Genomic DNA, 12,274 nt, shown 5'->3' on the forward strand with positions numbered 1-12,274 from the left:
TCATGCCCGGCATGACGCTATACGACAAACTGGTGGCCAGCCATGAAGTGGCCCGCATCGACGGCGAGCACGTGCTGCTGTATGTCGACCTGCACATCATGAACGAGTACACCAGCCCGCAGGCCTTCAGCGGCCTGGCCGCACGCGGCCGCCGCGTGCTGCGGCCCGGCCAGCAGATGGCGGTGGTGGACCACGTGATCCCCACTCATGCCGTGCCCGCCGCCGCGCGCGTGATCCAGGAGCCGGCCTCGTCGCTGCAGGCGCGCAACCTGAAGCGCAACTGCGACGAGCAGGGCATTGCGCTGTTCGACACCACCGACCCGCTGCAGGGCATCGAGCACGTGGTGGCGCCCGAACACGGCATGATCCTGCCCGGCATGGTGGTGCTGTGCGGCGACAGCCACACCACCACTTACGGCGCGCTGGGCGCGCTGGGCTTCGGCATCGGCACGTCCGAGGTCGAACACATCCTGGCCACGCAGGCGCTGGTGTACCGCGTGGCGCGCAACATGCGGGTGCGCGTCGACGGCAGCCTGCCGCTGGGCGTGTCGGCCAAAGACCTGGTGATCTACGTGGTGCACCGCCTGGGCACGCAGGGCGCGCGGGGCTATGCGGTGGAATACTGCGGGCAGGCGATCGACGCGCTGTCGGCCGAAGCCCGCATGACCCTGTGCAACATGACCGTCGAGGCCGGCGCGCGCGCCGCCTTGATCGCGCCCGACGACACCACGCGCCGCTATGTCGAGGCGCATGCCCCGCATCTGGCCGGCGCCGACCTGGAACTTGCGCGCGCCCACTGGCGCACGCTGTATTCCGATGCCGATGCGGGTTTCGAGCTCGAGCATGTTTTCGATGCGGCGTCGATCGCGCCGTTCGTGACCTGGGGCACCAGCCCGGACCAGGCCCTGCCGGTCGGCGGCGTCGTGCCCGACCCGGATGCCGAACCCGATGCTCTGGCGCGCATCGCTCTGCGCAAGGCGATTGACTACATCGGCCTGGCGCCGGGCACACCCATTGCCGGCGTGCCGATCGACCGCGTGTTCATCGGTTCGTGCACCAACGGCCGCATCGAAGACCTGCGGGTGGTGGCCGGGCTGGTGCGCGGCCGCAAGGTGGCGCCGGGCGTGCGCGCCATGGTGGTGCCGGGCTCGGGCGCCGTGCGAGCGCAGGCCGAGGCCGAGGGCATCGCCGCCCAGCTGATCGAGGCCGGCTTCGAATGGCGCCAGCCGGGCTGTTCGATGTGCCTGGCCATGAACGACGACGTGCTGCGCCCCGGCGAGCGCTGCGCGTCTACCACCAACCGCAATTTCGAAGGCCGCCAGGGACGCGGCGGCCGCACGCACCTGATGAGCCCCGCCATGGCCGCCGCCGCCGCGCTGGCCGGCCGTATCGTCGATGCGCGCGCACTGGAGCAGGCCGCATGAAACCGTCTTCCGTCATCGCCGGCATAGCCGCGCCGCTGCCCTACAGCAACCTGGACACCGACCAGATCATGCCCAAGCAGTTCCTGCGCATTGTCGACAAGGCCGGGCTGGACCGTGGCCTGCTGTACGACCTGCGGTTCGACGAAGCCGGCCGGCCGCGCGCGGATTTCGTGCTGAACCAGCCGGCGTACGCCGGGGCGTCCGTGCTGGTGGCGGGCCCGAATTTCGGCTGTGGATCCAGCCGCGAGCATGCCGTCTGGGGGCTGCAGCAGTTCGGCATCCGGGCCGTGATCGCGCCGAGCTTCGGCGAGATTTTCTTTTTCAACGCGCTGAACAACGGGCTGCTGCTGGTGGCCCTGCCGGCTCCGCAGGTGGACGCGCTGCTGCAGCGGGTGTCCAATACCGCCAGCCCCCAGGTCCGGATCGACCTGCTGGCCGGCGCCGTGACGGCCGCCGATGGCTGGGCGGCGCCGTTCCAGTTGTCGGCCCGGCATCGCGACATGTTCGCCCACGGCCAGGACATGGTGGGGGCCTCGCTGCGGCAGCTCGACGAGATCGCCCGCTACGAGGCCGCGCACTGGGCCCGCCATCCCTGGATGCGCGATGTGGCGCAGCGCGTGCGCGCGCGGCTGGACGCGGCGGGCTGACCGCGCGGGCCTCATTCAAGGGAGTGCATTTTGACCGATACGCTGTTCGATTTGCCGCTGCAAACTTTCCAGGTCAACGGAACCCGCATCGCCACCCGCGTGCAGGGCTCGGGGCCGCCCTTGCTGCTGCTGCACGGGCATCCGCAGACCCACGCCATCTGGCACCGGGTGTGGCCCGGGCTGACGCGCTACCGCACCTGCGTCGCCGCCGACCTGCGCGGCTACGGCGACAGCGGCAAGCCGGCGGCATCGGCAGATCACGCGGCGCATTCCAAGCGCGAAATGGCGCGCGACATGGCCGCGCTGATGACCGCGCTGGGCTTCGACACTTTCGACGTGCTGGCGCACGACCGCGGCGCGCGGGTGGCGCATCGCCTGGCGCTGGACCATGCGCGGCGCGTCGGGCGCCTGATGCTGCTGGACATCGCCCCCACGCTCGACATGTACGAGGGCACCACGCGCGCGTTCGCCCAGGCGTACTACCACTGGTTCTGGCTGATCCAGCCGGCGCCGCTGCCCGAGACCATGATCGGGCGCGACCCGGCGTTTTATGTGCGTTCGGTGATGGGCGGCCGGCCGGGCGGGCTGGCCCTGTTCGCGCCGCGGGCCCTGGCCGAATACGAACGCTGCGCCGGCCTGCCCGGCTGGCCCACCGGCATCTGCGAAGACTACCGGGCTTCGGCCACCATCGACCTGGAGCATGACCGCGCCGGCCGGCTGGGCGGCGAGCGGCTGCGCCAGCCGCTGCGGGTGTTTTGGGGCGAGCGCGGCGCCGTGGGGCGCAATTTCGACGTGCTGGGCCTGTGGCGCGCGGTGGCCGACGACGTGGCGGGCCGGGCCTTGCCGGGCGCGCACTACTTGGCTGAAGAGGTGCCCGAACTGGTGCTGCAAGAGGCGACCAAACTGTTTGGCTGACGGCGGCCCGCGCTATCCGTTCTGCCAGCAGGGCCATCTAAAAAGGGACGCACTAGCGGTGGTAAGCTGCGCCGCATGAGCAGCAACACCCAAGCAAAGGGCGGCAGCATGCCCGATTCGATTTGCGCCGACGCGGCGCAGCAAGCCTTCACCGCCACCGATTCGCCCTGCGTGGCGGTCTGCTCGACCTTGTTCGACGAAATCTGCCGCGGCTGCGGCCGCACCGCAATGGAAGTGTCCAACTGGGTGTTCATGACCGACGAAGAAAAACAGGTCGTCTGGCAGCGCATCCGGGCCCAGGGGTATCCGCGGCGCAAGGGGTGAGGCGGGCGTTTTCATCCCGCACCACTCTGGCGCGGATGCCGTGGCCTGATCAGAATAATCGTTGATTTGAGGCTCTGGCCGCGAGGTTCGTGCCAGAAGGGGCACGGTTTTTTCTATACCACTAAGTGGTATAATTCATCTACCATCATCCTTCACAATGCGCATCGGCCTGCCAGGGCGAGGGAAACGGGGGTGGTGCGCGCACACTGGTGGCATACCGTCTGAATGACCGAGCGGTTTTTGTGTACGGATTTGCCAAAAGCGAGCGTGCGAGCATTAGCAACAGAGAACTCAAGGCGTTGAAGCAATTAGTTCAGGTGCAATTGAGATTGACCCCGGCACAATTGCAGCTTGCGTTGCAGCAGGGAGTCTTGATCGAGGTATGACGTGGCCAGCCGGTTATTGAAGACGCTACATGAGACGGCCCAGGATTTCGCCGACATCGGTTTGATCGATGCGCAGACCATGCGGGAGTTCGACGCCACCTGCCTACCGCCCATCAAAGAGTACACGGCCGCTGATATCAAGCAGTTGCGGTTGCGCTGCCACGCCAGCCAGGCCGTTTTCGCCGCTTATCTGAATACCAGTCCGTCGACCATACAAAAATGGGAGCGGGGCGACAAACACCCCAATGGGCCTTCGCTGAAGCTGCTGAATCTGGTGGAACGCAAGGGCCTGGCGGTACTGGCCTGATATCTCCAGGCCAGGCGCGGCCTTGTCCCGCTCCTGTCACATTTCTGTCTTGGTCCGGTCACATCGCGCAGGCTAAATCCCGCTATTGCCCACGCTTCCGTCCCGGAGAACCCGCATGCGCATCGTGCTTGTCACCGACGCCTGGCCGCCGCAGGTCAATGGCGTGGTTCGCACCTGGACCACCATGCAGCGCCTGCTGACGCTGTGGGGCCATGAGCTCATCGTGGTCAGCCCGAACGGCGCGCGCACCGTGCCGGCGCCGTCCGAGCCGGAACTGCGGCTGTGCCTGACGCCGGGCCGGCAGTTGCGGCGGGTGCTGGGCGACACGGTGCCCGACGCGCTGCATATCGCCACCGAAGGGCCGCTGGGCCTGGCGGCCCGCCGCATGGCGCTGCGCCGGGGCTGGCGCTTCACCACTTCGTTCCACACCCTGTTTCCCGATTACCTGCAGGCCCGCATGGGCATTCCGGCGTCGCTGCCCTGGCGATACATGCGCTGGTTCCACCGGCCGTCGGCCTGCGTGCTGGTGCCCACCCCCACCGTGCGCAACATCGTGGCGGCGCGGGGCCTGGCGAATCTGCGGGTGTGGTCGCGCGGCGTCGATGCCGCGCATTTCCGCCCGGGCCCGCGCGATGCGTTTCCCGACCTGCCGCGGCCCATCTTCCTGAGCGTGGGCCGCGTGGCGCGCGAGAAGAACCTGGACGCCTTCCTGTCGCTGGACCTGCCCGGCAGCAAGGTGGTGGTGGGCGCCGGGCCCGACGAGGCGCGCCTGCGCAAGGCGTACCCGCAAGCGCACTTCACCGGCATGCAGGCCGACGACAAGCTGCCGGCCTACTATTCGGCCGCCGATGTGTTCGTGTTTCCCAGCCTGACCGATACCTTCGGGCTGGTGATGCTGGAAGCCATGGCCTGCGGCACTCCTGTGGCGGCTTTCCATACCGAGGCCCCGCTGGCCGTAATCGAGGCCGGCTCTACCGGCTTCGTCAACGACGACCTGGGCATGGCCTGCCGCCAGGCGCTGGAACTGGACCGCGCCGGCGTGCGCGAAGGCGCGCTCAAGCGCACCTGGGAAAAGATCGCGCATGACCTGCTGGCCGCCCTGGTGCCGTTGACACCGGCCAGGGCGGCCGACTGGCCTACCGCAGCAGGTTCGGCAACCACAGCGTGATTTCGGGCACGTAGGTGATCAGCAGCATGAAGCCGATCATCGACAGCAGCCAGGGAGCCACGGCCACGGTGAGCTCGGTGATGCCCATGCGCGTGATGCCGCTGGCCACGTAGAGGTTCAGGCCCACCGGCGGGTGGCACATCCCCACTTCCATGTTGATCACGATCAGGATGCCGAAGTGGATGGGATCGATGCCCAGCTTCTGCGCCACCGGGAACAGAATGGGCGCCATGATCAGCACGATGGAAGAGGGCTCCATCACGTTGCCGGCCAACAGCAGCAGCACGTTGACCACCAGCAGGAAGGCGATCGGCCCCAGCCCCTGCGCCAGGATCCAGCTGGCCATCAGCTGCGGAATGTTCTCGGACGTCATCAGGAACGAGAACAGCACCGCGTTGGTGATGATGTACAGCAGCATGGCGCTCATGCTGGCCGAATCCAGCAGCACCTTGGGGATCTTCTTCAGGGGCATGTCGCGGTACACGAATACCGACACGAAGAACGCGTACACGGCGCTCATGGCGGCGGCTTCGGTGGGCGTGAACACCCCCGCATAGATGCCGCCCATCACCACCACGATCAGCAGCAGGCCCCACACGCTTTCCCAGTACGTGCTCCAGACGCGCTGGGCCTCGAAGCGCAGCAGCACGGGGTGCCTGAAACCGCGGCCCAGCCGGTAGGCCGCGTACAGCCACACCAGCGAGATGATCACGCCGAACAGGCCGATGCCGTCGGCGACGTCGGGCGCCGCGTAAGACAGCACGGCATACAGCAGCCCGATCAGCACGGCGGCCGGCACGGTGGTGAACAGCACGCACAGCAGCAGGCCCCACAGCGCATGCGCGGTGGCGGCGGCCGTGCCGTGCTGTTCGAACTCGCGGAAGCGCGGGTAGTTGTTGCGCCGCGCGATGAACCAGGTGACGAAGCCGAGCAGCAGCGCCAGCAGAATGCCGGGCACCACGCCGGCGATGAACAGATCGCCCACCGAGGTGTTGGTGGACACCGAATACAGCACCATCACGATCGACGGCGGGATCAGGATGCCCAGCGAGCCCGAGGTGGTGATGATGCCGGCGCCGAAGCGGTTGGGGAAGCCCTGGCGCACCATGGCCGGCAGGATGATCGAGCCGATGGCCATCACCGTGGCCGGGCTGGAGCCCGAGATCGCCGCGAACAGCGCGCAGGCCAGCACGCCGGCCAGCCCCAGGCCGCCATGCAGGTGGCCGACGATGCTGGTGGCGAAGTTGATCATGCGGCGCGCCACCCCGCCGTGGGTCAGGAAGCCGCCGGCCAGGATGAAGAACGGGATCGCCATGATCTCGAAGTTCTCGATGCCCGTGAACAGCTTCATGGCCACCGACTGCGTGGGCACGTCGGTCATGGTGAACAGGTACGTCAGCACCGTCAGGCCCAGCGCGATCGACACGGGCATGCCGGTGAGCAGCAGCACGATCAGCAGGCAGAAGATGAAGGCCGTCTTGCCGAACGCGAACAGCAGGCCGCCCAGCACCAGTGCCAGGATGATGAAGATGATGCGCGTGGTGCGCGGGCTGCCCTGGGCGGGCACCAACAGGGGCGAAGTGGCGCTCATGCGTGGGCTCCGGGTGCGTTGGCGTCGGGTTCGTCCAGGCCCTCGACCTGGGAATGGTCGTGCTTGGGCAGGTCGCCGTGCTTCAGGAAGTGCACGCACACTTGCAGGAAGCGGAAGCACATCAGGTACGAGCCCAGCGGCACGCACAGGAAGACGATCCAGCGCGGCACTTCCAGGTCGGGCGAAACCTGGGTGGTTTGTGACAGGGCCCACACGAACTGGGCGCCCAGCGTGCCCACCACGCCGGTGAACAGCGCGCCGGCCAGCAGGCCCGCCACGATGTACACCTTGCGCGTTTCGGGCCGCAGGCGGTTGATCATGACGTCCACGCCAACGTGGATGCCGGTGCGCACGCCGTAGGCGGCGCCGAATTTCGCCATCCAGACGAACATGTAGATGCACAGTTCCTGGGCCCAGCTGACGTCCATGGACAGCAGCCAGTCTTGCAGGGCGGGCAGGTTGACGCCGGAGGCGTAGCGGTGCAGCACCGCCAGGAAGACGATCAGCGTGGCAGCTCCCATCAGGAAGCTGATCAGCCATTCTTCCAGGTGATCGAGCAGTTTCATCATGGCTTGGGGGGCGTATGGCGGCGGCCGGGCAGGGCCAGGACGGCGCGCGGCGCGAGAGAAAGATCAGGGCCGCAAGGCGGCAGGGCTGCCGCGGCCGGAACCGGCCGCGGCATGCGGATTACATCGTGTTGCCGGTGGCCTGGTAGATGGCCTGGATCAGGTCTTTGCCGATGCGGCTTTCCTGCTGCTTGTGGACCTTGGACAGGGCCTTTTTCCAGTCGGCCTTTTGTTCGGGCGTCAGGGTGATGAACTCGGTCTTGCCGGCGGCCTTGATTTTTTCAAGGGCGTCGTCGTTTTCTTTCTTGGCGATTTCGTTGCCGTAGGTGGTGGCATCGCGCATGGCGCCTTCGAGCGTGGTGCGGATATCGGAAGGCAGGCCTTCCCAGAACTTCTTGTTCACGATCACCGCATAGCCGATATAGCCATGGTTGGACAGCGTCAGGTACTTCTGCACTTCGTTCATGCGCTGCGTGTAGACGTTGGACGGCGTGTTTTCGGTGCCGTCGACCACGCCGGTCTGCAGGGCCTGGTAGACCTCGGAGAACGCCATCACTTGCGGAATGGCGCCCAGCGCCCGGAACTGGGCATCCAGCACCTTGGACGACTGGATGCGCATCTTCTGGCCGCGGAAATCGGCCGGCTCGCGCAGCGGCTTGTTGTCGGTCATGACCTTGAAGCCGTTGTCCCAGAAGGCCAGGCCGATGATGCCCTTGGAATCGAGCTTGGCCATCAGCTGCTTGCCCACCGGGCCTTCGGTGACCTTGTGCAGTTCGTCGTAGCTGTCGAACATGTAGGGCAGGTCGAAAACTTCGAATTCGCGCACGCCCAGCGGGCCGAACTTGGCCAGCGACGGCGCCAGCATCTGCACCGAGCCCAGCTGCAGGGCTTCAAGCTCTTCTTTGTCTTTGTACAGCTGGCTATTGGGGTAGACCTCGACCTTGACGCGGCCATGGGTGCGTTCTTCAGCCAGCTTCTTGAACTGTTCGGCCGCCTTGCCCTTGGGGGTGTCGGTGGCCACGACGTGGCTGAACTTGATGATGATGGGCTCTTCGGCGGCCAGGGCCGTGCCCGTGATGCCGGCAGTGGACAGGCACAGGCCGGCGATGAAAAATCGCATCCGCATGGGGTCTCCTTGTGTAAAGTCTTGGCTTGTCTAGGCTGAGGCCTTTATTGGATGGCGAGTATGTTGGACCCGTCTGACACTGACAATACGTACTTCCCACATTTTTCGCGCTGGCGCCGCCAGGCGCGCCAGCATTGGCGCGTCGGGCTGCCGCTGGCCGCGATCCTGCTGATCGTGGCCGGCGCGGTGGTGGCGCTGCTGCTGTCGCGCGGGCTGGAGCACGAGCGGCGCGAAGAACAGATGATCTCGGACACGCTCTGGGCCGAACAGGCGCTGAGCTTCGAGGCCCACCGCATGATCGAATCGATCCAGGTGCTGTCGCGCGACCTGGACATCGATACGCCCACCGACGCCTACGTATTCGAGCGCCGCGCCGCCGAGCTGCTGCAGCGCAGCCCCGAGGTGCGCCTGCTGTGCCGGGTCGACGCCGCGCGCAAGCTGCGCCGCTGTTTTCCGCGCGCGCCGGCCGGGGCGGCCGGCCAGGCGGGTCTGTGGCAGGATGTGCTGGACCGCGCCCTGCGGCTGGACCGGCCCGCGGCCATGCTGTGGGCCGGCGCGCCCGAGCTGGGCACGCTGCTGGTGGCGGTGCCCGCGCAGGGCGACGAGCCCGGCAATGCCCTGGTGGCCCTGCTGTCGCTGCCGCAGTTGCTCAGCGACACCCTGCCCTGGTGGTTCGCGCACGACAACGAAGTCACCCTGACCGATCTCGGCGGCGTGGTGCTGGCGGTGCGCGACCCCGGCGTCATGGGGCGCGGCGTGTACACCCACCGCATGGAAACCGAGATCGCCGGGCAGCAGTTTTTTCTGAACGCCAACAGTACGCGCGGCGTGCCGCGCGTGGTGCCCAACATTCTGACCGGCGCGGTGGTGGCGCTGTCGCTGCTGCTGGCCTGGTGCGTGTGGGCGCTGTGGCGCGACCTGATGCGGCGCACCCGCGCCGAAGCGGCCCTGCGCGAACAGCAGGCGCTGCGCCAGGCCATGGAAAATTCCCTGATGTCGGGCCTGCGCGCGCGCGATCTGGACGGGCGCATCATCTATGCCAACCCGGCTTTCTGTGAAATGGTGGGCTACCGGGCCGAAGAGCTGATCGGCCGGCTGCCGCCCATGCCCTACTGGGCGCCCGAAAACGCCGAGCAGTCGCGCCGCCGCCACGAGCAGCTGCTGGCCCGCACTCTGTCGTCCGACGCGTACGAGTCGGTGTACCTTCGGCGCGACGGCTCGCGCCTGACGGTACTGGTCAGCGAAGCGCCGCTGCTCGACGGCAACGGCCGCCAGACGGGCTGGATGGCTTCCATCATGGACATCACCGAACAGAAGCGGGCGCAGGAATTCCAGCGCCTGCAAGACGAGCGCATGAACCACATGGCGCGCCTGATGACCATGGGCGAAATGGCCTCGGCCCTGGCGCACGAACTGAACCAGCCGCTGGCCGCCATCAACAGCTATTGTTCGGCGGCTTCCAACCTGCTGGACTACGCCGACCGCGAGGCGGCCGCCGCCCGCGACGTGGACGGCGATGTGCATGCGCTGGTGTCGAAGGCGCGCATCCAGTCCGAGCGGGCCGGCCAGATCATCGGCCGGGTGCATGATTTCGTGCGCAAGGCCGACCCGGCGCTGGCGCCGGTGGCGCTGGCCGAAGTGGCCGAAGAGCTGCTGCCGCTGGTGCGGCTGCAGACCACCCGCAGCGGCGAGGCGGTGCAGGTGCAGGCGCCGGCGGGCCTGCCGCCCGTGCTGGCCGACCGGGTCTTGCTGGAACAGGTGCTATTGAACCTGACCCGCAACGCCTTCGACGCCATGGCGCACCTGCCGCCCGCCGCCCGGCGCGTGCTGATCACCGTCGAGGCCCTGCCGGACGAAGGCCCCGGCCGCCAGCGCGTGGCGGTGCGCGACTGGGGCCATGGCCTGATCGACGACGCCCGCCAGGCGCTCGAGGCGCCGTTCTTCACCACCAAGCCGCAGGGCATGGGCATGGGGCTGGCGGTGTGCCGTTCCGCGCTGGAGCGCATGCGCGCGCAACTGCGCTACGAAGCGCTGGAGGTGGGCGCGCGGTTCTACTTCGATTTGCCGGCCTGCAGGCAGAAGGGGCAAGCATGAAAAAAATCTACCTGGTCGACGATGACGAAGTCGTGCGCGATGCGCTGGATGCCTTGTTCCGGTCGCGCGGGCTCAGCCTGAACAGCTATGCCGGGGGCGGCGAGTTCCTGCGCGAGTGGGATGCCGCGGGCCTGGCCCGCGAGCCCGCCTGCCTGCTGCTGGATGTGCGCATGGCCGGCATGAGCGGCCTGGAGCTGTTCGAAACCCTGAAAGAGCGCGGCCTGGCCCCGCACCATGCCGTGATCTTCCTGACCGGCCACGGCGACATTCCCATGGCGGTCGAGGCCCTGCGCGGCGGCGCCTACTATTTTCTGGAAAAACCGTATTCCGGCAACCAACTGGTCGACCGCGTGCTCGAAAGCCTGGCGCATGTCGACGCGGCAAGCGCCGCGCCCGGACGCGCCGCCGCCGCGCTCGATGTGCTGACCCCGCGCGAGCGCGACATCGCCAGCCACATCGTGGCCGGCCACACCAACCGCGAAATCGCCGACGCCTTGAACATCAGCGTGCGCACCGTGGAAGTGCACCGTGCCCGGCTGTTCGCCAAGCTCGAAGTCAAGAGCGCGGTCGGGCTGGCCCAGCTCTGGACGCAGCAGGCCGGGCCCGAAGCCACGCCTTAGCCGCCTTGCCCAGGTCTCCCCAGGTGTCAGGCTCCGCCAGGTGCCTGACACCGCGCTGTTGAGATAGCCGCTGCACACGTCGGTGTCTGACACCCTGCGGGAGTCGGACACCTGAAATGCGAAATCCCTGTTTCTAGCCGCCCTTCAGGATGTCATGCCACTTCTTGGTCTGGCTGGCGATGAACTTGCCGAATTCGGCCGGGGGTTCGCCGCCGGCCTGGGCGCCGATGGTTTTCAATACCTGCTGCATTTCGGGCGATTTCAGCGCTTCGACCGTGGTCTGGTACAGCTTGGCCTGCACGTCGGCCGGAGTGCCGGCGGGCGCCATCAGGCCGTACCAGGTTTCGAAGGTGTAGCCCGGCACGCCGGATTCGTCGATGGCCGGGATGCCGGCAAAGTAAGGGCTGGGCTTGGGGCTGCTGACGCCCAGCGCCGTCACGGTCTTGGCCCGCACCTGCGCCATCGCCGAGCCGCTGGTTTCCAGCGCCATCTGGATCTGCCCGCCCATCAGGTCGGACATCATGGGCGCGCCGCCCTTGTAGGGCACGTGCTGGATGTCGATGTGCGCCATGCGCTTGAACAATTCGCCCGCCAGGTGCTCGGTGCTGCCGATGCCGGCCGAGCCGAAATTCAGTTCGCCGGGATGCGCCTTGGCGTACTTCAGCAGGTCTTGTACCGACTTCACCGGCAGCTTCTTGTTCACGATCAGGATGTTGGGGGACGACGCGATGGTGGTGATCGGCGCGAAGTCTTTCTGGAAGTCGTAGGTCAGGTGTTCGTAGGTGGACGGCGCGATCGTGTGGGCGATGGTGGCCAGGAACAGCGTATAGCCGTCGCCCTTGGCGCGGGCCGCGTCGGCCGCCCCGATGGTGCCGCCCGCGCCCGAGCGGTTGTCCACGATGACCGGCTGGCCCAGCCGCTGCGACAGGGCCTGCGCCAGCGGCCGGCCCACCATGTCAGTGGTGCCGCCCGGCGGAAACGGCACCACCAGGGTAATGGGCCGCTCGGGCCATGCCGCCTGGGCCGCGCCGGCGGCGCCCAGCAGGGCCAGCCCGCAGGCGGCGCTGGCCAGGTAATGATGTAACTTGCGCATGATAGGTCTCCTG

13 protein-coding genes are annotated in these 12,274 nt (G+C 67.5%); 9 read left to right on the forward strand and 4 right to left on the reverse strand.

Annotated elements, in window-relative coordinates; all coding sequences use genetic code 11:
• Positions 1–2 precede the first annotated feature (2 nt).
• The 7 genes from leuC to J2P76_RS06010 all read left to right on the forward strand — a co-directional run bounded on the left by leuC (position 3) and on the right by J2P76_RS06010 (position 5,171).
• Positions 3–1,424, forward strand: coding sequence for a 3-isopropylmalate dehydratase large subunit (gene leuC / locus J2P76_RS05980; protein WP_207405269.1), 1,422 nt, complete (start codon positions 3–5; stop codon positions 1,422–1,424).
• Complete coding sequence (gene leuD / locus J2P76_RS05985) at positions 1,421–2,071, forward strand: 3-isopropylmalate dehydratase small subunit (RefSeq protein ID WP_207405271.1); 651 nt, start codon at positions 1,421–1,423, stop codon at positions 2,069–2,071. The genes leuC and leuD overlap by 4 nt, the downstream gene beginning before the upstream one ends.
• 30 nt (positions 2,072–2,101) lie before the next feature.
• Positions 2,102–2,986 carry an alpha/beta fold hydrolase gene (locus J2P76_RS05990; protein ID WP_207405273.1) on the forward strand — a complete coding sequence of 295 codons (885 nt, stop codon included), beginning with the start codon at positions 2,102–2,104 and terminating at the stop codon, positions 2,984–2,986.
• Between the two features lie 108 nt (positions 2,987–3,094).
• On the forward strand, positions 3,095–3,310 hold the full coding sequence (locus J2P76_RS05995) for a DUF1289 domain-containing protein (RefSeq protein ID WP_242697484.1): 216 nt from the start codon (positions 3,095–3,097) through the stop codon (positions 3,308–3,310).
• A gap of 137 nt (positions 3,311–3,447) precedes the next feature.
• A complete protein-coding gene (locus tag J2P76_RS23830; RefSeq protein WP_431603413.1) occupies positions 3,448–3,696 on the forward strand; it encodes a type II toxin-antitoxin system RelE/ParE family toxin in 249 nt (82 codons plus the stop codon).
• A gap of 1 nt (position 3,697) precedes the next feature.
• Positions 3,698–4,003, forward strand: coding sequence for a helix-turn-helix domain-containing protein (locus tag J2P76_RS06005; protein WP_431603379.1), 306 nt, complete (start codon positions 3,698–3,700; stop codon positions 4,001–4,003).
• A gap of 115 nt (positions 4,004–4,118) precedes the next feature.
• Positions 4,119–5,171: a glycosyltransferase family 4 protein gene (locus tag J2P76_RS06010; protein ID WP_207405279.1), complete on the forward strand. Its 1,053-nt coding sequence runs from the start codon at positions 4,119–4,121 to the stop codon at positions 5,169–5,171.
• On the opposite strand, the gene J2P76_RS06015 is transcribed toward J2P76_RS06010, so the two are convergent.
• The 3 genes from J2P76_RS06015 to J2P76_RS06025 form a co-directional block, all read right to left on the reverse strand.
• On the reverse strand, positions 5,140–6,762 hold the full coding sequence (locus J2P76_RS06015; RefSeq protein WP_207405281.1) for a TRAP transporter large permease: 1,623 nt from the start codon (positions 6,760–6,762) through the stop codon (positions 5,140–5,142). The genes J2P76_RS06010 and J2P76_RS06015 overlap by 32 nt on opposite strands.
• Positions 6,759–7,328, reverse strand: a complete 570-nt coding sequence (locus tag J2P76_RS06020; protein WP_207409130.1) for a TRAP transporter small permease — start codon at positions 7,326–7,328, stop codon at positions 6,759–6,761. The genes J2P76_RS06015 and J2P76_RS06020 overlap by 4 nt, the downstream gene beginning before the upstream one ends.
• A gap of 121 nt (positions 7,329–7,449) precedes the next feature.
• Entirely contained in the window at positions 7,450–8,454 is a 1,005-nt protein-coding gene (locus J2P76_RS06025; RefSeq protein WP_207405283.1) for a TRAP transporter substrate-binding protein, read from the reverse strand.
• A gap of 60 nt (positions 8,455–8,514) precedes the next feature.
• On the opposite strand from J2P76_RS06025, the gene J2P76_RS06030 reads away from it, so the two are divergent.
• Complete coding sequence (locus J2P76_RS06030) at positions 8,515–10,548, forward strand: PAS domain S-box protein (protein WP_242697308.1); 2,034 nt, start codon at positions 8,515–8,517, stop codon at positions 10,546–10,548.
• Positions 10,545–11,168 (forward strand): response regulator transcription factor, encoded by a 624-nt coding sequence (locus J2P76_RS06035; RefSeq protein WP_207405287.1) that lies wholly within the window; start codon positions 10,545–10,547, stop codon positions 11,166–11,168. Before J2P76_RS06030 ends, J2P76_RS06035 begins: the two co-directional genes overlap by 4 nt.
• A gap of 133 nt (positions 11,169–11,301) precedes the next feature.
• On the opposite strand, the gene J2P76_RS06040 is transcribed toward J2P76_RS06035, so the two are convergent.
• Complete coding sequence (locus J2P76_RS06040; RefSeq protein WP_207405289.1) at positions 11,302–12,261, reverse strand: Bug family tripartite tricarboxylate transporter substrate binding protein; 960 nt, start codon at positions 12,259–12,261, stop codon at positions 11,302–11,304.
• Positions 12,262–12,274 lie beyond the last annotated feature (13 nt).

It is taken from the genome of Bordetella petrii (assembly GCF_017356245.1).
Classification (GTDB): domain Bacteria; phylum Pseudomonadota; class Gammaproteobacteria; order Burkholderiales; family Burkholderiaceae_B; genus Bordetella_A; species Bordetella_A petrii_D.